Origin of the sequence: Mycobacterium bulgaricum, assembly GCF_041287165.2 — a bacterium.
Classification (GTDB): Bacteria; Actinomycetota; Actinomycetes; order Mycobacteriales; family Mycobacteriaceae; genus Mycobacterium; species Mycobacterium bulgaricum.
Window position 1 is genome coordinate 293,979 of the sequence record NZ_JBGGKV020000002.1, and the last position, 18,876, is coordinate 312,854.

20 protein-coding genes are annotated in these 18,876 nt (G+C 68.5%); 5 read left to right on the forward strand and 15 right to left on the reverse strand.

The genetic code is table 11. The features are described from left to right. Nucleotides 1–32: 32 nt before the first annotated feature. Nucleotides 33–1,439 (reverse strand): glutamate decarboxylase, encoded by a 1,407-nt coding sequence (gene gad, locus ACAG24_RS07925; RefSeq protein WP_370472354.1) that lies wholly within the window; start codon nucleotides 1,437–1,439, stop codon nucleotides 33–35. Between the two features lie 10 nt (nucleotides 1,440–1,449). Next, complete coding sequence (locus ACAG24_RS07930; protein WP_370472353.1) at nucleotides 1,450–2,856, reverse strand: NAD(P)H-hydrate dehydratase; 1,407 nt, start codon at nucleotides 2,854–2,856, stop codon at nucleotides 1,450–1,452. Nucleotides 2,857–2,887: 31 nt separating this feature from the next. Here ACAG24_RS07930 and ACAG24_RS07935 point away from each other — a divergent pair, with 31 nt between their 5' ends. Beyond that, a complete protein-coding gene (locus ACAG24_RS07935; protein ID WP_370472352.1) occupies nucleotides 2,888–3,250 on the forward strand; it encodes a nuclear transport factor 2 family protein in 363 nt (120 codons plus the stop codon). Here ACAG24_RS07935 and ACAG24_RS07940 read toward each other — a convergent pair whose 3' ends face one another. The 3 genes from ACAG24_RS07940 to glmS all read right to left on the reverse strand — a co-directional run bounded on the left by ACAG24_RS07940 (nucleotide 3,251) and on the right by glmS (nucleotide 6,523). After that, the gene (locus ACAG24_RS07940) at nucleotides 3,251–3,628 is read right to left on the reverse strand and encodes an STAS domain-containing protein (protein WP_374150768.1); all 378 of its coding nucleotides are present in this window, start codon (nucleotides 3,626–3,628) and stop codon (nucleotides 3,251–3,253) included. Nucleotides 3,629–3,774: 146 nt separating this feature from the next. Further along, on the reverse strand, nucleotides 3,775–4,590 hold the full coding sequence (locus ACAG24_RS07945; RefSeq protein ID WP_370472350.1) for an alpha/beta fold hydrolase: 816 nt from the start codon (nucleotides 4,588–4,590) through the stop codon (nucleotides 3,775–3,777). A gap of 67 nt (nucleotides 4,591–4,657) precedes the next feature. Then, nucleotides 4,658–6,523: a glutamine--fructose-6-phosphate transaminase (isomerizing) gene (gene glmS / locus ACAG24_RS07950; protein ID WP_370472644.1), complete on the reverse strand. Its 1,866-nt coding sequence runs from the start codon at nucleotides 6,521–6,523 to the stop codon at nucleotides 4,658–4,660. Between the two features lie 56 nt (nucleotides 6,524–6,579). On the opposite strand from glmS, the gene ACAG24_RS07955 reads away from it, so the two are divergent. From ACAG24_RS07955 to ACAG24_RS07965, 3 genes are all read left to right on the forward strand, one after another. Next, nucleotides 6,580–7,425, forward strand: coding sequence for a dienelactone hydrolase family protein (locus tag ACAG24_RS07955; protein ID WP_370472349.1), 846 nt, complete (start codon nucleotides 6,580–6,582; stop codon nucleotides 7,423–7,425). A 61-nt stretch (nucleotides 7,426–7,486) separates the two neighbouring features. Further along, nucleotides 7,487–8,524, forward strand: coding sequence for an LLM class F420-dependent oxidoreductase (locus tag ACAG24_RS07960; RefSeq protein ID WP_370472348.1), 1,038 nt, complete (start codon nucleotides 7,487–7,489; stop codon nucleotides 8,522–8,524). Beyond that, entirely contained in the window at nucleotides 8,521–8,943 is a 423-nt protein-coding gene (locus tag ACAG24_RS07965; RefSeq protein ID WP_370472347.1) for a PPOX class F420-dependent oxidoreductase, read from the forward strand. The genes ACAG24_RS07960 and ACAG24_RS07965 overlap by 4 nt, the downstream gene beginning before the upstream one ends. 4 nt (nucleotides 8,944–8,947) lie before the next feature. Here ACAG24_RS07965 and ACAG24_RS07970 read toward each other — a convergent pair whose 3' ends face one another. Together ACAG24_RS07970 and ACAG24_RS07975 are read right to left on the reverse strand one after the other, a co-directional pair. After that, nucleotides 8,948–10,123 carry an NAD(P)/FAD-dependent oxidoreductase gene (locus ACAG24_RS07970; RefSeq protein WP_370472346.1) on the reverse strand — a complete coding sequence of 392 codons (1,176 nt, stop codon included), beginning with the start codon at nucleotides 10,121–10,123 and terminating at the stop codon, nucleotides 8,948–8,950. 62 nt (nucleotides 10,124–10,185) lie between these two features. Continuing rightward, a complete protein-coding gene (locus ACAG24_RS07975; RefSeq protein WP_370472345.1) occupies nucleotides 10,186–10,761 on the reverse strand; it encodes a TetR/AcrR family transcriptional regulator in 576 nt (191 codons plus the stop codon). A gap of 43 nt (nucleotides 10,762–10,804) precedes the next feature. On the opposite strand from ACAG24_RS07975, the gene ACAG24_RS07980 reads away from it, so the two are divergent. Continuing rightward, complete coding sequence (locus ACAG24_RS07980) at nucleotides 10,805–11,947, forward strand: acyl-CoA dehydrogenase family protein (RefSeq protein ID WP_370472344.1); 1,143 nt, start codon at nucleotides 10,805–10,807, stop codon at nucleotides 11,945–11,947. Here the strand turns inward: ACAG24_RS07980 and ACAG24_RS07985 are convergent. From ACAG24_RS07985 to ACAG24_RS08020, 8 genes are all read right to left on the reverse strand, one after another. Beyond that, nucleotides 11,922–12,536: a diacylglycerol-binding protein gene (locus ACAG24_RS07985; protein ID WP_370472343.1), complete on the reverse strand. Its 615-nt coding sequence runs from the start codon at nucleotides 12,534–12,536 to the stop codon at nucleotides 11,922–11,924. The genes ACAG24_RS07980 and ACAG24_RS07985 overlap by 26 nt on opposite strands. An 11-nt stretch (nucleotides 12,537–12,547) precedes the next feature. Further along, nucleotides 12,548–13,939, reverse strand: a complete 1,392-nt coding sequence (locus tag ACAG24_RS07990; RefSeq protein ID WP_370472342.1) for a hypothetical protein — start codon at nucleotides 13,937–13,939, stop codon at nucleotides 12,548–12,550. A gap of 5 nt (nucleotides 13,940–13,944) precedes the next feature. Further along, nucleotides 13,945–14,235, reverse strand: a complete 291-nt coding sequence (locus ACAG24_RS07995; RefSeq protein ID WP_370472341.1) for a DUF7162 family protein — start codon at nucleotides 14,233–14,235, stop codon at nucleotides 13,945–13,947. Between the two features lie 53 nt (nucleotides 14,236–14,288). Then, a complete protein-coding gene (glmM, locus tag ACAG24_RS08000) occupies nucleotides 14,289–15,626 on the reverse strand; it encodes a phosphoglucosamine mutase (protein ID WP_370472340.1) in 1,338 nt (445 codons plus the stop codon). Between the two features lie 132 nt (nucleotides 15,627–15,758). Further along, on the reverse strand, nucleotides 15,759–16,229 hold the full coding sequence (locus tag ACAG24_RS08005; protein ID WP_370472339.1) for a hypothetical protein: 471 nt from the start codon (nucleotides 16,227–16,229) through the stop codon (nucleotides 15,759–15,761). 303 nt (nucleotides 16,230–16,532) lie between these two features. Next, the gene (rpsI, locus tag ACAG24_RS08010; protein WP_370472338.1) at nucleotides 16,533–17,033 is read right to left on the reverse strand and encodes a 30S ribosomal protein S9; all 501 of its coding nucleotides are present in this window, start codon (nucleotides 17,031–17,033) and stop codon (nucleotides 16,533–16,535) included. Beyond that, on the reverse strand, nucleotides 17,030–17,473 hold the full coding sequence (rplM, locus tag ACAG24_RS08015) for a 50S ribosomal protein L13 (protein WP_370472337.1): 444 nt from the start codon (nucleotides 17,471–17,473) through the stop codon (nucleotides 17,030–17,032). Before rplM ends, rpsI begins: the two co-directional genes overlap by 4 nt. Nucleotides 17,474–17,643: 170 nt before the next feature. After that, nucleotides 17,644–18,780, reverse strand: a complete 1,137-nt coding sequence (locus ACAG24_RS08020; RefSeq protein WP_370472336.1) for a GAF domain-containing protein — start codon at nucleotides 18,778–18,780, stop codon at nucleotides 17,644–17,646. Nucleotides 18,781–18,876 lie beyond the last annotated feature (96 nt).

An 18,876-nucleotide genomic window follows, 5' to 3' on the forward strand; every position in this document is an offset into this window, starting at 1 on the left:
CCCGATTCTCCCAGGTTCTCCCAGGCCGGGCTTCAGTGGGCGAAATGCTCCTCCTCGGCGAAGCCGCCGATGCCCGCCTTGTCCAGCTTGGCCAGCACCTCGACCAGGTCGTCGCGCAGGGCGCGGGCCAGGTTCGCCGAGAAGCCCTCCCGCACCACGATGCGCAGCACAGCGACGTCGGTCGCGTTGTCGGGCATGGTGTACGCGGGCACCTGCCAGCCGTAGCTGCGCAGCAGCGCCGAGACGTCGAAGACGGTGTAGTTGGCCCCCTCGACCAGCTTGAACGCCACCACAGGGATGGCCGAGCCGTCGGTGATGACCTCGAACACCGGCTTGTTGTCAGCCCCCGTCATCCCTGACAGCTCACGCGCGAGCCACGTCGCGGTCTCCGACAGGCACTTCATCACCTGCGTGTAGCCGTCGCGGCCCAGCCGCAGGAAGTTGTAGTACTGCCCCACTACCTGATTGCCGGGGCGGGAGAAGTTCAGCGTGAACGTCGGCATGTCGCCGCCCAGATAGTTCACCCGGAACACCAGGTCCTCGGGCAGGTGCTCGGCATTGCGCCAGACGACGAACCCGATGCCGGGGTAGGTCAGGCCGTACTTGTGCCCGCTGACGTTGATCGACACCACCCTCGGCAGTCGGAAGTCCCACACCAGCATCGGGTGCAGGAACGGCACCACGAAGCCGCCGCTGGCCGCGTCGACGTGCACTGGAATGTCGAGTCCCTTGTCCTTGGCAAGCGTGTCGAGCACGGCGCAGATATCGCCGACAGGTTCGAGCTCGCCCGTGAACGTGGTACCCAGGATCGCCACAACGCCGATGGTGTCCTCGTCGACAGCGTCGCGCACCTGCTCGGGGGTGATGACGTAGCGCCCCTCCTCCATCGGCAGGTAGCGCGCCTCGACGTCGAAGTAGCGGCAGAACTTCTCCCACACCACCTGCACGTTGGACCCCATCACCAGGTTCGGCGTGCGGCCCTTCCAGGCGGCGTCGTTCCCGGAGCCGATTCTTTCCCGCCACCGCCACTTCATCGCAAGACCCGCCAGCATCACCGCCTCGCTGGATCCCACGGTGGACACGCCGATCGCGGTCGACGGGTCGTCGTCACGCAGATCCTCGGCGTGGAACAGGTCGGCCACCATGCACACGCACCGCTGCTCGATCGCCGCGGTGACCGGGTACTCGTCCTTGTCGATCATGTTCTTGTCGAACGTCTCCGACATCAGCTGGCCCGCCTCTGGGTCCATCCACGTCGTGACGAACGTCGCCAGGTTCAGCCGGGAGCTGCCGTCGAGCATCAACTCGTCGTGGATGAACCGGTAAGTCTGTTCGGGTTCCATCGACTCGTCGGGCAGCCGCAGGGCCGGGACGGGCGACGTCGACAGCCGGCCGCAGTAAGCAGGGGTCAGCGACGAGTGGTGCGAAATGTTCGGCATGGCCTCATTTCTAGAGGATCGAAGCCAGTGCCGTCCGTAGATGCGCGAGGATCCGGGAGGCGGATGTCGGCGCAGGCGCCGGCCCCGGGTCCCCGGCGGACAGATCGGCGGCGCGCGCGTGGACATAGGCGGCCGCCGCGGCGGCCTCGCCGGGCGGAAGGCCCGCAGCCAGCAGGGCGCCGATGACGCCGGAGAGCACGTCTCCAGAACCCGCGGTGGCTGCCCAGGAGTTGCCCGCCACGTTGAGATGGACCGGACCTGCGCCGGGTTCGGCGACGACGGTGACATTGCCCTTCAACAGCACCGTGACACCGAGCCGGTCGGCGAGCCTGCGGGTGTCCGCGATGCGGTCGTCGCCCGGCGAAGCGCCCGCCAGACGCGTGAATTCTCCCGCGTGCGGTGTCAGCACCGTGGGTGCCTGGCGTCCTGCGACGAGCTCGGGGTGCGCGGCCAGGATCGTCAGGCCATCAGCGTCGACGATGACCGGAAGGTCGGTCTCGAGCGCGAACACCAGGGCCGCCGCGGCGCTCTCGTCGGTGCCGAGCCCCGGACCGATGACCCACGCCTGCACCCGCCCCGCCGTCGCGTAACCGGATGTGGCGATGACCTCGGGCCAGTGCGAAACCACCTCGGCCGCCGCGGTTCCCGCGTAACGCACCATGCCGGACGTGGCGGCGACGGCCGCGCCCGTGCAGAGGATGGCGGCACCCGGGTAGGTCGCAGAACCGGCCATCACGCCGGTGACACCCTGGGTGTATTTGTCGTCCTTGGGTCCCGGTACCGGCCAGCGCTGCGCCACATCAACGGCGTCGAGCGACCTGATGTCGCTGGGCGCCAGGTCGAGGCCGATGTCGACGAGTTCGACGCGGCCGCACTCCCCCAGCGCGTGGACGGGTTTGTAGCCGCCGAACGTCACGGTGAGGGCGGGTGTGACATGGGGGCCGTCGGTGGCTCCGGTTCCTGCGTCGACACCGCTGGGCAGATCGACGGCGACGACGGGAGCCGTGTTGGCCTCGAAGATCGCGGCGGCATCGGGACGCAGCGGTCCGGAGCCGGAGATGCCGACGACCCCGTCGATCACCAGATCTGTTGCCGACGGCACGGTTTCGACGATGCGACCACCGGCGCGCAGGAACGCCTGAAGGCCTGCACGATGGGTCTTTTCGGGCTTCAGCAGGATCGCGACGGCACGGGCGCCGCGCCTGCGCAGGAAGGTTGCCGCCCACAACGCGTCACCGCCGTTGTCACCGGAGCCGACGACCGCGCAGACCGTCTTGCCGGGAACCGAACCCAGCTCCTCGGCGATCGCGGTGGCCAGCCCGAACGCCGCGCGCCGCATCAGTTTTCCTTCGGGCAGCGACGCGAGCAGCGGGGCTTCCGCATCGCGGATCGCGTCGGCGCTGTAGAAGTACCGCATCAGACCCACGGTACGTGGGTACCTGGTTCTCATGATCGCCGACGACCTGCTGGAACTCGAACACGCCGGATGGCGGTCACTGTGCGACGGCAGCGGTGACGCGTTCTACGGCGCCCTGATGACCGACGATGCGGTGATGGTGCTGGCGAACGGGATGGTGATGGACCGGGCGACGGTCGTCGCGGCGCTCGGTCAATCACCGCCGTGGGCGCGCTACGAGATCACCGACGTCCGGCTGATCGAGCTCAGCGGCGACACGGCTGCGCTCGTCCACACCGGGACAGGCTGGCGTGACGGCGAAGGCGAACCGTTCGTCGGCGCGATGTCGTCGGTCTACTGCCGCACACCCGACGGGTGGAAGCTCGCGCTGTATCAGCAGTCCGCGAAGAGCTGACTACGGCTGCCGTCCGTCTCTGGCCTCCGACAACGTCGGGTACAGGTCGATCACCTCGTCGATGCGCATCATGCGCAGGGGACGGCTGGTCGCGGGGCCATCGGCCACGACGCGCAGGGAGATCCCCCCGCGCTCGGTCAGCCGATGTGTTTCCACGAGCAAAGAGATCCCGGCTGATGACAGGAAGCTCACGTCGGTGATGTCGACGATCAACACCGGCGGTGAACTGGCGAAAGCCACATCGAGGTGGGTCCCCAAAGTGGGGGCGGTCAGAACGTCCAGGTCGCCGGAAACGTGCAGCACCAGGACGTCCTCATCGCGGCGCGGCGTGACAGTGAATCTGCCACTTCGCGCCTGTCCAGTCGAAATCATCGCCATCCCCCGGGGTGGTCTTTGGGCAGCACGGCACAATTCGTGCGAAAACCTGGTCCACGCTGCTGGAACCGGCATCTACAGCCGCTCGGCGGCCGCTGCTGCACAGCGGTTCGTTTCCTTATTTATCGCTTACGAAACCGAAAGCGTTATCAACCCGGCGAAAATTCCGACCAGAACGTGCTCGCACCCGCGGCGATCTCGGTGGGATACTCCCCGCTGATCGCATGTGACGCCTCCGGCCACACTTCGACCCGCCCGCGCGGCAACAACTTCCGCGCAGTCTCAGCTGCCCGTCGCGCATCATGAATGACACTGCGTCCCGCCAGCAACGCCAGTACCGGCACGTCGAGCGAGCGCAACTGATCGTCGGTGAATCGCGCAGGCACAGGCTGACGCAGCACGTAGTCGCGGGTGCCCGAATCGATCAGCGCCGCAACCGGATCGTATTCATCGAGCTCGGCGCCGCCGGAAATCCAGCGCAGCACCCATCGCCGGTAGCGCTCCGGTGCGCCGGGCACGCCCATCGGTATCGATGCCAGCAGCATTCGAAAAGCGATGGGCGCAAAGGTCATCGCGGGATCCAGCAGGGTCAGCGACGACGCCCTTCCCGGCCTGCGCACGGCGAAGTTCGCGGCCGCCCAACCCCCGAACGACACCCCCATCAGATGCGGCCCGCCCAGGGCGAGCCCGTCGAGCATCTCGCCGAACCACTGCGCCTGGTCCTCGGCCCCTGCGATGGGACGCTGCTGCACCGACAGACCCGGTTCCCCCAGGAGATCCGCGGCGAACACGGTGCGATGCGCGAGCAGACCCGGAAGGTTGTCGGCCCACATCGGCGTCGAGGCGTTGCGGCCGGGGAGCAGCACCACCGGCCGCCCACCGGGCCCGTCGAAACGGTAGACCCGCACCGTACCGAAACTTGTTGGCACGTCGTATGTCTCGTCGACAGCCGGAAGCGCCTCCATGGCCGCGCGATACGCCGCGACGAAGCGGGTGCGAGCCGCGTCGCTACGGAAGCGGCCGACCCGTGCGCTATTCGACAGTGACCGACTTCGCCAGGTTGCGCGGCTTGTCGACGTCGTAGCCCCGCGCCTGGGCCACGCCCGCGGAGAACAGCTGCATCGGGATCGTCGACAGCAGGGGCTGGAAAAGCGTTGACACCGCCGGGATCTCGATCAGGTGATCGGCGTAGGGCCGCACCGTCTCGTCACCCTCCTCGGCGATCACGATGGTCACCGCACCGCGAGCCTGGATCTCGCGGATGTTCGACAGCAGCTTCGAATGCAGCGTGGCCGAGTTTTTCGGCGACGGCATCACGACGATGACCGGCAGATCGTCCTCGATCAGCGCGATCGGTCCGTGCTTGAGCTCACCGGCTGCGAAACCCTCGGCGTGCATGTACGCCAATTCCTTGAGTTTCAGCGCCCCTTCGAGCGCCACCGGATAGCCCACGTGGCGGCCGAGGAACAGCACCGTCTGCGACGCCGCGAACTGCTTGGCCAGTTGCACGACGGGTTCGGACGTCGCCAGCACACGGGAGATCAGATCCGGCATGGCCTCCAGATCGTGGTACTCGCGGGCGACCTCGTCCGGATACTTGGTGCCGCGCGCCTGCGCGAGGGCAAGGCCGACAAGGTAATTCGCCGCCACCTGGGCCAGGAACGTCTTGGTCGAGGCGACGCCGATCTCCGGCCCGGCGCGCGTGTAGAGCACCGCATCGCATTCGCGCGGGATCTGGCTGCCGTTGGTGTTGCAGATGGCCAGCACCTTGGCCTTCTGCTCCTTCGCGTGTCGCACCGCCTCCAGGGTGTCGGCGGTCTCTCCTGACTGCGAGATCGCGACGACGAGCGTATGACTGTCGAGAACCGGGTCGCGATAACGGAACTCGCTGGCCAGCTCGACCTCGACAGGCAGCCGCGTCCAGTGTTCGATCGCGTATTTGGCCAGCAGCCCGGAGTGGTAGGCGGTGCCACAGGCGACCACGAAGACCTTGTCGATGTCGCGCAGCTCCTGGTCGGACAGGCGCTGCTCGTCGAGCACGATGCGCTCGCCGTCGAAATGGCCCAGCAGAGTGTCGGAGACGGCTGCGGGCTGCTCGGCGATCTCCTTGAGCATGAAGTACTCGTAGCCACCCTTTTCGGCGGCGGACAGATCCCAGTCGATGTGGAAAGGCCGGTAGTCGCGAGTGTCGGCACCGCGGAAGTCCGTCACCCGGTAGCCGTTCGCGGTGACGACCACGGCCTGGTCCTGCCCCAGTTCGACGGCGTCGCGGGTGTGCTCGATGAATGCGGCGACGTCGGAGCCGATGAACATCTCCCCGTCGCCGACGCCGAGCACGAGCGGGGTGGACCGGCGGGCCGCGACGATCGTCCCTGGATCGTCGGCATGGGCGAAGACCAGCGTGAAGTGCCCTTCCAAGCGAGGCAGCACGGCGAACACCGACGCCGCGAAGTCGCCCGCGGTCGGGCCTTCGGCATAGGCGAGGGCGACCATGTGCACGGCCACCTCGGTGTCGGTGTCGCTCGCGAATTCGACGCCGGCGGCCTCCAGTTCGGCACGCAGGGCCGCGAAGTTCTCGATGATGCCGTTGTGGACGACGGCGACCTTGCCGGACGCGTCGCGGTGCGGATGGGCATTGCGGTCGGTGGGCCTGCCATGGGTCGCCCACCGGGTGTGCCCGAGGCCGGTGGCGCCTGCGGGGCTCTCCGCGCCCGCCTCGGCCAGAGCCGCTTCCAGGTTGGCCAGCCTGCCTGCTTTGCGGCGGACGGTCAGCCCGCCATGTCCGTCGAGCAGCGCGACGCCGGAGGAGTCGTAACCTCGGTACTCCATGCGACGTAGCGCGTCGACGACGATGTCGCAGGCAGGACGCTGCCCGACATAGCCGACGATTCCACACATAGCCATCCAGGGTACGGCAGAAGACGCCCCGGACCCGGTTGGGCTACGGTCATCAGGTGGCCAGCACGAAGAAGCTCTTTGCGGCGTTGACCCGTCGCGGACCGCACCGAGTTCTGCGCGGTGACCTGGCCTTTGCCGGCCAACCGGGCGTCGTCTACACACCCGCGGAGGGCAAGAATCTGCCCGGCGTGGCGTTCGCCCACGATTGGATCACATCGGCGGACCGCTATCACGGAACGCTGGAGCACCTCGCATCCTGGGGCATCGTCGCCGCGGCGCCCAACACCGAGACCGGTCTCGCGCCGTCGGTGCTCAATTTCGCCTACGACCTGGGCACCACGCTCGACATCATCACCGGGGTACGGCTCGGCCAGGGGGACATCAGCGTGCACCCCGACAAGCTGGGCATCGCCGGCCACGGGTTCGGCGGGTCGGCCGCGGTGTTCGCCGCGGCCGGGCTGCCGGTCAAGCCGAAAGCAGTGGTTGCGGCGTATCCGACGATCTCCAGCCCGCCCGCCGAGGCTCCCGCGGCGGGGCTGACGGTTCCCGGCCTCATCCTGACCGATCCCGGCGATCCCATGACCCTGCGCTCCAATGCCGTGGAACTGGCCCGAGCGTGGAAATCCGCAACGCTGCGCGCAACGTCGGGGACCAAGTCGGGCGGTCTGGTCGAGGGACGCAGCCTCGCCAAGGTCGTCGGCCTGCCCGGCGCCGACAAGGGCACGCAGAAGATCGTGCGCGCGCTGATGACGGGCTATCTGCTGCACCTGCTGACCGCCGACAAGACGTATGGCGACTTCACCGATGCCGACGCCGAACTGCCGAAGGCGCCGCGCGTCGATCCGTTCGCCGACGACCCCGTCTCGCTGGAGAACAAAGTCGTCGCTCTGCTGAAGCCCTGACGCTGCGGGAGCCCTGGCTCGAAACTTCCCAACCAACCGGTTGGGCGTGTATACCTGACGCATGCGGACCGGGATTTTCCTCAGTTATGCGGGCGGGTTCCTCGAAGCGGTCGACGAAGTCGTCGAGTGCGAGAAACTCGGCGTCGACGTCGCCCTGGTGGCCGAGGCGTACTCCTACGACGCGGTGAGCCAACTGGGATTCCTGGCCGCCAGGACCTCGCGCATCGAACTCGGCACCGGCGTCGTGCCGATCTACACCCGCACCCCCGCGTTGATGGCGATGACCGCCGCGGGCATCGACTATGTGTCCGACGGCCGGTTCCGGCTGGGCCTGGGCACCTCCGGTCCGCAGGTCGTGGAGGGTTTCCACGGGGTCCCGTTCGACGCGCCGCTGGGCCGTACCCGCGAAGTGGTGGAGATCTGCAGGCAGGTGTGGCGGCGCGAACGTCTGAGCTACGAGGGCAAGCACTACCAGCTGCCGTTGCCGGCAGACCGCGGCACGGGCCTCGGGAAGCCGCTGAAGCTCATCAACCACCCTGTGCGCGAACAGATCCCGATCACCATTGCCGCGCTGGGCCCGAAGAACGTGGAGCTGACCGCCGAGATCGCCGAGGGCTGGCAGCCGGTGTTCTTCTACCCGGAGAAGGCCGACGACGTCTGGGGCGACGCCCTGCGCGCCGGCGCCTCCCGTCGCGACCCGAAGCTGGGTCCGCTCGACGTGATGGTCAGCGCGAGCCTCGCGATCGGCGACGATGTCGATGACCGATTGGCTTGGGCCAAGCCGCAATTGGCGCTCTACATCGGCGGCATGGGCGCCCGGGGCAAGAACTTCTATCACAACCTCGCCACCCGGTACGGGTTCGGTGAGGTAGCCGACCACATCCAGGACCTCTACCTCGCCGGCAAGAAGGCCGAGGCCGTCGAGGCCGTGCCCGACGAGCTGGTGCGGCAGGTGTCCCTGGTCGGCCCGGCCGGATTCGTCAAGGAACGCCTGGCCGCGTACGCCGAGGCCGGCGTCACGACGATGCTGGTGCACCCGCTGGCCACCGATCGTCGCGAAACGGTGAAATTCGTGGAGCAACTACAGTCGCTGGTATGACGGAGCTGACCGAAGACGTCATCGCCTTCCTCTCGCACGGGACACGTACCGCGAAGCTGGGGTACTTGGCCAAAGACGGCAGACCGCTCATCGCACCCGTGTGGTTCGTCGTCGACGGCGGGCAACTGGTGTTCAATACCGGTGCCGATACGGCCAAAGGCCGTGCGCTGTCGCGTGATCCGCGCGTGGCGATCTGCGTCGACGACGAGCAGCCGCCCTTCTCGTTCGTCCAGATCCAGGGCACGGTTTCGTTCAGCGAGGACCCCGCCGAACTGCTGGACACCGCGACCCGGATCGGCGGTCGCTACATGGGCGCCGACCGCGCCGACGAGTTCGGCCGCCGTAACGGCGTCCCGGGCGAGCTGGTGGTCCGCGTGACCCCGACGAAGGTGATCGCGGCGTTCGACATCACCCACTGACCGGTCAACTACCGGACAGCGTGTCCTCCCAGAACAACAGGCGCGCACGGACTTTCGGATTGCTGAGGTTGTCGAGCACCTTCAGGCCCGCCGTCGTCAGCGCTGGGACGCCGACGAGGCGGTGGAACATCCGGCCGCGCCGGTACTCCCTGCCCCAGATCCCGTCGACCTGCTGCTGGTAGTTCGTGAAGTCGTCGGGCCCGCCATTGGTCAGCGCGGCGACCGCGCACTCCCCCGCCGCCAGCCCCGACTGCAGGGCCTTCGAGATGCCCGCACCCGAGACCGGCCGGGCGGCGCCCATCGCATCGCCCGCGAACAACACTCCGGGCCGCCACGGCGGCCACGCCGTGAAGCCCATCGGCAACCGCCATGCCTGCAGCGCCTTGGAGCTCTGCAGTTCGGAGACCGCGGGCAGATTCCAGTCGCGGGGCAGTCCGTCCATGAAGTCACCGAGCAGTCGGGCGGCGTTGATGTCGTGCCAGCGCTTGTAGCTGTTGACATAGCCGACGCCGATGTTGACCCGGCCGTCCCCGAGCGGGAAGACCCAGCCGTAACCGGGGAGCTGCTGACCCTGGTGAGAGATCTTGAGGTGGATGTCCAGCGAATCGGAATCGGGCCTGTTTGCCGACATCTCGGCACGGATCGCGATCGCCGAGTAGCCGTTGTATTTCGACGTCAACTTCAGCGAACGCCGCACCGGTGAGTACGTCCCGTCCGCAGCGATCACCGCGTCCGCGCGGATGACCTCGCCGCTCTTGAGCGTCAGGCCGTTCACCCGACCGCTGTCGTCGACCGAGGCCCCGGTGACCTCGGCGCCCTGCCGGACCTCGGCACCAGCGGCCTCGGCATGCTTGAGAAGCATGGTGTCCAGCTGCGTGCGGCGGATTCCGTGCCCGTGATCCGGCATGCCCGGGCGCCGCGGGAAGGACAGCTCCCACTCCGTGGGGCTGTAGATCGTCGCCCGGTTGAGCCGGTGGAACTTCGCGACCTCGTCGGCCAGGCCCATCTTCTGCATGAAGCTGACCGCACGCGGGGTCAGGCCGTCCCCGCAGGGCTTGTCGCGCGGGAATTCGGCCTTGTCCAGCAAAATCACCCGCGCCCCCGTCCGCACCGCCTTCCATGCGGCCGCCGAGCCCGCGGGCCCTCCCCCGGAAATTGCCACGTCATAGTGTTCCGCCATGGGTCCTATTCGGCGCCGCCTCCGCGACGGACGGGTGCGATCGGGATTTTCGTCACAGTTCGTCACACTTCTATGCCGCCGGTGAGGATCGCGGCCAGCTCGCGATAGGCGGCGGCGTCGTCCAAACCGGTGTTGTCGCGCACCGCGCGCTGCTGGATGCGCACCATCACCGTCGCCACCAGCTCGGCGGCGAATGCCGCGTGCACGTCGCGAAACTCTCCCGCCGCGACGCCGTCGGCGATCAGTTCCCGGACGCGTCGCGCGGCGATGCGGGTGTTCTTCTCGTAGATCGCGCGCGCAGGGGCGAAGGCGTCCAGGTCGGCCATGAACTGGTCCGACGCCGGATCCAGGGCCGCGCCGACAGCTTCGAGGTAGGCGGCGATACGGGCCCGGGCGCCCACGACGGCATCGACGCGCGCCTCGACGGTCTCGGTCGCGCTGCGGAAGAAGTGCACCGTCGCCGCCTGGACCAGCTGTTCTTTGCTGCCAGCCAGCGTGTAAAGCGTCGACTTCGAGCAGCGCAGGCGCGCGGCGATCTCGTCCAGGGTCAGATGCGCGAAGCCCTCGGCCAGGAAGAGAGCAACGAGCGCGTCGAACAGCTCTGTCTGCCGCGCGGTCGCGAAAGCGGGCTTGGTCACCGCCTTAGAGTACTGTCAGATGTCCTGTAGTACTGTCCTGCGTATGGCTGTGGATCGACTCCTTCCGACCGACGAGGCCCGCGAATTGGTCGACCTGGCCCGCCAGATCGCAGACAAGGCGCTGGCGCCGATCGTCGATCAGCACGAGAAAGACGAGACCTATCCCGAGGGCGTGTTCGCCACGCTGGGCGAAGCCGGGCTGCTGAGCCTGCCGTATCCCGAGGAGTGGGGCGGCGGCGGTCAGCCCTACGAGGTGTATCTGCAGGTGCTCGAAGAGCTCGCAGCGCGCTGGGCGGCTGTGGCCGTGGCGGTCAGCGTGCACAGCCTGTCGTGCCATCCGCTCTTCAGCTTCGGAACCGACGAGCAGCGGCGGCGCTGGCTTCCCGACATGCTGGGCGGATCGACCGTCGGCGCCTACAGCTTGTCCGAGCCGCAGGCGGGATCAGACGCCGCGGCGCTGGCCTGCAGGGCAAGGGCCGTCGACGGCGGCTACCGCGTCACCGGGTCCAAGGCGTGGATCACCCACGGCGGGGTCGCCGACTTCTACAACCTGTTCGCCCGCACCGGCGAAGGCTCACAGGGCATTTCGTGCTTCCTGGTGGCCGGCGACACCCCTGGGCTGACATTCGGCAAGCCCGAGGAGAAGATGGGCCTGCACGCGGTGCCGACGACCGCCGCACACTACGACGACGCCTTCCTCGACGCCGAGCGGCTGATCGGAGCGGAGGGGCAGGGCCTCCAGATCGCATTCAGTGCGCTGGATTCCGGACGGCTGGGGATTGCGGCTGTCGCCGTAGGGCTGGCGCAGGCCGCCCTGGATGACGCCGTGAACTACAGCCAGGAGCGAACCACGTTCGGCCGCAGGATCATCGATCATCAAGGCCTGGCGTTCCTCCTCGCCGACATGGCTGCCGCCGTGGATTCGGCCCGGGCGACCTACCTCGACGCGGCACGCCGCCGCGATGCGGGGCTGCCCTATTCACGGCAGGCGTCAGTCGCCAAGCTCGTCGCCACCGATGCGGCGATGAAGGTCACCACCGACGCCGTCCAGGTGTTCGGCGGCGCGGGCTACACGCGCGACTATCGCGTCGAGCGGTACATGCGCGAAGCGAAGATCACCCAGATCTTCGAAGGCACCAACCAGATTCAGCGACTGGTGATCAGCCGGCACCTGGCACGCGGCTGATCGTGTCGCAGACCGGCGTCGCGACCGCGGGCCGCCGTGCGACCGCGAGTTCGCCGAGCAGCGCCACGACGACACCGAACGCGAAGTACAACGGGACCAGGAACGGCCCGACGCCGAACAGTCCGTCCGAGCCGGCGTTGTAAGCGAAGACCCCGACCTCGACAAGCCCGATCTCGACGGCGGGGCCGACGACGGCGATGGCCGCCCCGCAGAGGACGCCGGGGCCGTCCCCGAGCACACACCAGGTGATGACAGCGGTGACGACGATCAGCGCGGTCGCGGGCACGACGGGCGCGCCGTGCAGCAGCGCCGTCGTCACGTACATGCCGACGACGGTCGCCACCCCCGCCAGAGCCTGCCTGGCCGTGACGTCGGCGCGGATCGCGGGCAGGTGCAGCCGCAATTCGGCCAGCGACACGGTGGCCGCGCCGACGAGCAACGGGAACCAGAACGGACTGCTCCAGACGAACGGCACCGCGTCGGTGTAGTAGACGGTGGTGCCCGTGGCGACGTGGCTGTGATCGCCGATCAGCGCGGCGATGCCGCCCAGCACGAACAGCACCACCGCTTCCGGGATTCGCAGCCTCACGTCGCGTGACGCTACTCCGGACTGGTGCTGGGCTCCCCGATCTGCGGCACTTCGTCAGCCGCGATCTCGCACGGCGTCTGCTCGGCGACGGCAGGTTCGGCGGGCGGCAGCGGTTCCGCCGGGGGCGGCGCGGGCTCGGGAGCCGGCGCCGCGACCGGTTCGACGGGGGGTTCGCAAGCCTCCTCGACCGGCTCTGCCTCGCCTGCCACGACCGGCTCGTCGACGGGCTGGGGTGGCTCGAATTCGGGCTCCTCGTCCCCTTCGTCGGCCTCGTCCTCTTCGTCGGCCTCGTACTCGTCGTCGGCGTCCTCCGGCTCGGGTTCGTCGAGCTCGGGTTCGTCGAGCTCAAGCTCCGGCGGTTCGGGAACGTCTCCTCCGATGCCCCCGCCGAGCAGTCCACTCAGCGAATCCGCGAACTGCTGACCGAGGCCCGAGAGGCCGCCGCCGAGGTCGGGCATCCCCGAGCCCATCGAGCCCAACGCCGGCACGGGAGGCGCGGCGGGGGCTGGAGGCGCGACAGGTTCGGTAGCCGGAAATGTCGCTGGCGTCGGGGCGACCGGCGCCCAGGAGGCCGGCGCCGTGGCGGCCGGGGCTGCGGCAGCCGGCGCCGGGGCTGGGGCAGCCGGCGCAGGAGCCGCGGCGGTGGCCGGTGGGCAGCGGGGCTCGTCGTCGCACTCCGGCTCTGACGCGGGGGGCGGCGCCCACCCGGGTCCGAAATCACCGGGTACCTCGAACACACGCGACGGCTCCGCCTCGATCTCGGTGATCGCCCGGTCGTAGGCGGCGGTCACCGATGCGACAGCCGTCTGCATCGCCGTCAGCCACTCCGACCCGATGGCTTTGTGCACGAACGGTTTCACGGCTTGGTCGACCAGTTCGCTGGCCGCGGCCCGATCTCCCACTCCCGTCGTCACAGTGCGTGCAGCCGCCGTCCATTCATCGCGCGCTCCTGCGGCGCGGCCCTCGATCGCGACGACCGCGTCGACCTTCGCGCAAACGGCGCGCCACAACTCCTCGCGCAGCGAGCCCAAGGCCTCCGCCGCTGTCTGGACCGCCGCAGCAACACCGACCGAGGCATCACCGTGTCGCCTCAGGAAATCGCGCGCGGCCTGCCCGCCGACGCCCTGCCACACCGCAGGCAGCCGGGCGAGCTGACGCTCCTGCAGGGCGAGCGCATCCTGCGACGACCTGACCGCAGCCTCGAGGGCAAGACAACCCCGCTGCAACGCAGCCAGATCCATCCCCTCTTCGGTGCCATACCAGTCGCCCACCTGAGACGGGTTGAGCGTCAGGTCCTGATGCGCGAAGCCAAGCTGATGGCAGGCCCACACGTAGCCCTGCACCGTGTCCACCGCGGGACGCCCCTGCGCCAATCGTGAAGCGACATCGTAGATTTCGGCCATCCGAGCTACCCCAACCGACCCGAGGCCGCGGCGTCGGCGTCCTCGTAACGATCGGCGGAGACGGTGAGCACCGCGGCGATCTCAGCCGCCGCGCGCGACCACTGCCGCAGCGACGATGCCACCTCGAACAGCGAGGCCCGCAGGGCATCTCCGCGGCCGGCATACGCACGACCTGCGGAGGCGCCGCCGAAGTCGAAGGCGGACAGATGTTCACGCTCGGACTCGGCGACGGTGGCTGCTGCCGCCGCGTATTCCTGCGCCATCGCGCGCATTGCGGACGTATCGACGCGAGCCACTGCGGTTCCCATATGAGATAGGACGCAGGCGAAGGGTGCCCGGTTCCCTCGAATCAGCTTTCGGCGCTGACCGACTCTGCGACGCGCACCGCCATCTGCCGGGCCGTGTCCTCGTCGGCCGCCTCGACCATGACGCGGACCACCTGCTCGGTTCCCGATGGCCGCAACAGGATTCGGCCGGTGTCGCCGAGCTCTTCCTCGACCTGGGCGACCGCGTCGCGCACCGACGGCGCATCGGCGACCGTCGCCTTGTCGGCGACCTGGACGTTGATGAGTACCTGCGGAAGTGTGTGCATGGGTTCCGCCAGGTTCGCCAGGCTGCGACCGGTCTGTGCCATGCGCGCCATCAGCCGCAGACCGGTCACGATGCCGTCGCCGGTGGTCCCGAAATTCGGCAGCACGATGTGGCCGGATTGCTCGCCGCCGAGCGCGAAGTCGCCCGCTCGGAGTTCCTCGAGCACGTAGCGGTCACCGACGCCGGTGGTGCGGATGTCGATGCCGGCTGACCGCATCGCCAGATGCAGGCCCATGTTGCTCATCACCGTGGTGACCAGGGTGTCGGACGACAGTTCGCCGGATTCCTTCATCGCCAGCGCGAGGACGACCATGATCGCGTCGCCGTCGATGACGCGTCCCTGCGCGTCCACGGCGAGGCAGCGGTCGGCGTCGCCGTCGTGGGCGAGTCCCAGGTCGGCACCGTAGGAGACGACCGCGGCGCGCAGTTTCTCCATGTGCGTCGACCCGCAGCCGTCGTTGATGTTGAGGCCGTCGGGGTCGGCATGGATGGGGATGACGTTGGCGCCGGCGGCGCGGTAGGCCAGCGGACCAGCGACCGAGGCGGCGCCGTGCGCGCAATCGACGACGACGGTCAATGCGTCGAGCCGCGTGGTGGCTGCTTTCCCGACATGGCGGAGATAGCGTTCGAGCGCGTCGTCGGCGCTGACGACGCGGCCGATGCCCGCGCCGGTCGGACGGTGTCCGGGGCCCTGCTGGACCAGCTCCTCGATGCGGTCCTCGGTGTCGTCGTCGAGCTTGTGCCCACCGGGCCCGAAGATCTTGATGCCGTTGTCGGGCATCGGGTTGTGCGAGGCGGAGATCATGACGCCGAAGTCGGCGTCGTACGCCCCGGTCAGGTACGCCACCGCGGGTGTCGGCAGAATCCCGACCCGCAGCGTGTCCACGCCTTCGCTGGCTATCCCGGCGATGACGGCGGCTTCGAGCATTTCACCGCTGGCCCGAGGGTCACGTCCCACCACCGCGACACGGCGACGGGTCTCGCCCGGTCTGCCGAGCCGACGGGCCGCCGCCGAACCCAGAGCCATCGCCAATTCGGCGGATAGTTCCTGGTTGGCGACACCGCGTACTCCGTCGGTGCCGAACAGTCGAGCCATCGTGACAACCTCTCACACGTGGGGGCTCGCGGGCGAATTGCTCGCCCCCGCGTGAATTATCGCCCCTGTCGCCCGGAAAACGGCTCACCGCCCGCACCCGGGCGTGGATGCGGGCGGTGAGTGCGGCCTTGACTATCCGGCGTCGCTGGGCAGCGGCACGGTGCCGCCATCTGCTTCACCGGTGCCCTCGGGAGCCCCGAGGCCCTCGCCGCTACCGGTTTCGAGCTCGGCGCCACCGGCGGGCGCTTCCGCCACAGGGGCCGGGGCGGGCGCGGCCGGAGCGGGCGCCGTCATCGCGGCGTTCTGGGCGACCACCAGGTCACCGCCGGGCAGACCCGAGCACAGCGTCTGCGGCGTGCCCTCGCCGTCAACCTGCGTCACGAGCGCATCCACGTCTGCCGGCACCTGGGTGCACAGCGCGCTCGCCGCGGTCGCGGCGGTGTCGGCGGTCACGCCCTCCAGCAGCGTCACATCACCGACCGAAAGATTCACGAGACCATCCGGAGCGTCCACAGGCTGCGCCTGCGCCATTCCGAGTCCGGCGGTGAAAAGCAGCGATCCACCGAGGACAGCACCCGCTGCGGCGTTCTTGACGAAGCTCATCAATCACTCCTTTGCAGTCACGAAGCCATGAGGCAGGAACGGCCTGCCGACACCCGGAGGCGTCCTGGCTTCGGATCGAGCGTTGCCCAGCCCGACGGCGTAATTCAAATCGGCTGCCGCCGGGAAAGCGGGAAGGCACCTACGGCTAATTAACTATTTCGTTGTCCGCCCAGAGCAGGCGGCCACACGATTTTCCTGAGATGGCGTTGTGGGACAGGCCACATGTGCCGGCCCGCGCACCGGGACAGACAGACGCCCGGCCGCTCGCAGTGCGAGCAGACCGGGCGTCTGCGATAGGTCGTATCAGCGCTTGCTGTACTGAGGCGCCTTGCGCGCCTTCTTGAGGCCGTACTTCTTGCGCTCGATGGCACGCGGGTCACGCGTGAGGAACCCGGCGCGCTTGAGTGCGGGCCGGTCCTCCGGCTGCACCAGGATCAGCGCACGGGCGATCGCCAGACGCAGTGCGCCGGCCTGGCCCGACGGGCCGCCACCGTCGAGGTGGGCGTAGATGTCGAACTGCTCGAGGCGGTCCACGGTCACCAGCGGAGCCTTGATGAGCTGCTGGTGCACCTTGTTGGGGAAGTAGTTCTCCAACGTGCGGCCGTCGAGGTGGAATTGGCCGGTGCCGGGCACCAGGCGCACGCGCACGACGGCTTCCTTGCGGCGGCCGACGGTCTGGATCGGGCGGTCGATGATGACCGGCTCGCGCGAGGCCTCGGCCTCGGCGTAGGTGTCGGCCTCGACGGTCTCGACGGCTTCGGGCGCCTCGGTGCCCTCGACGTCGGTGATGTCAGTTTCGCTCATTGCGCCACCTGCTTGATCTCGAACGGAACCGGCTGCTGCGCGGTGTGCGGATGCTCGGGGCCGGCGTAGACCTTGAGCTTCTTCTGCACCTGGCGCGACAGCTTGGTGTGCGGGAGCATGCCGACGATCGCATTCTCGACGACGCGCGTCGGATGCTTCTGCAGCAGCTCACCGATGGTGCGCTTGCGCAGACCGCCGGGATATCCCGAGTGGCTGTAAGCAAATTTGGTGGTGAGCTTGTCGCCGCTGACGGCGACCTTCTCGGCGTTGATGATGATGACGAAATCGCCACCGTCGACATTCGGCGTGAACGTCGGCTTGTGCTTGCCGCGCAGCAACTTGGCTGCTTCGACGGCGAGCCGGCCGAGCACCACGTCGGTGGCGTCGATGACGTACCACGAGCGTGTGGTGTCACCCGCCTTCGGCGTGTACGTAGACACAGCGCTACCTATCTTTTCGGAGGTTTGACCCTCGGTGTTGGATCCCGGGTTGACCCGGGGGCCGGTCCGGCGTGTGCTGAAGGAACTGCCTCGGCGACCGGCAGGGACCCCAGGTTCCGGCAAGCCAGCGCACGCCAAAGACGCAGCTTACGCGCGGATATCTGCGCGGGTCAAAACGCGGACACTCGGGCCAGCCGCGCCAGCAGTTCCGGGTCTGCGGCGGCGACAGCGGCCCCGTGCACGGTGGATCTCGACTCGACGCGCAACCGGACGATTCCCGGAGCCGTCGAATGGGGCAGCAGAGGGCCGGCGTAGTGATCCAGCGCCGTACCGACATCTCCCTTTTCGAGGAACCGCAGCACGACGTCGAGATCGCTGGTGACGGGTTCGAGCAGGCGATACGGCTTGGAACCCACGTAGCGGGCGCCGATCGCTCGCCGCAGTCGGGTCACCTCGGCACGCACCGTCACCACGTCGAGGTCCTCGCTGTCGAGCAGGACGGCGAGATGGTCGGCGGACAGCCCTTCGGGATGCCGGGTCAGCAGCACAAGAATGTCGGCGTGACGCGGCGCCAACGTACGGGTTCGCATCACTCCGGCCGCGTCACGGGCCGTCCAGGTGGCACGCTCGGCCCCCAGCACGGTCAGCCGCGCACCCACGTCGTCAATCACGGGGTCGGTGGGCGCCTCGGTCAGCCTCTGCAACGCGATGTACTTGCCCACCGCGTCCGCGGTGGCGCGGACGAGGGCCAAGGTCTGCGGCGTCGCCGCCGACGAATGACCCGTCAGATCGATAGCGCCGAGCACCACGCCCGTGGTCGGGTCGAGTACCGGCGCAGCCGTGCAACTCCACGGCTGCGCCACCCGGGAGAAGTGTTCCCACCTGCGGATCTGTACTTCGCGTCCGAGGACCAGCGCGGTCCCGGGCGCATTGGTGCCTGCGCTGCGTTCGCTCCAGTCGGCGCCGGGCAGAAAGTTCATGTCTTCGGCCTTGCGGATGGCCCGGCGGTGGCCTTCGACCCACAGCAGCGTTCCGCGGGCATCGGTGACGGCAACCATGAAGCCGGAATCGGTGGCATCGTCGACCAGCAGCCGCCGGATCATCGGCATCGCGGCGGTCAGCGGGTTGTCCCGGCGCAGGATCTCCAGCACGTCGTCGGTTGCCGACCGCGGGCCTTGCCGGTCCGGGTCGACTCCCCTGCCGAGGCTGCGCCGCCAGCTGTCCGCGATGACACCGGGCAGTGGAGTCTTGACGAGTTCGGTCGGATCCACCTGGCCGGCCACGACAAGGTCATGCAACGCACGCACCTGCTTCTGAGGCAGGCGGTGACGAGAGACTGCGTTGAACACCGGTCGAGGCAGCGGTGACTCCTTACGACGCGCACACTCACAGGAAACGGTAGT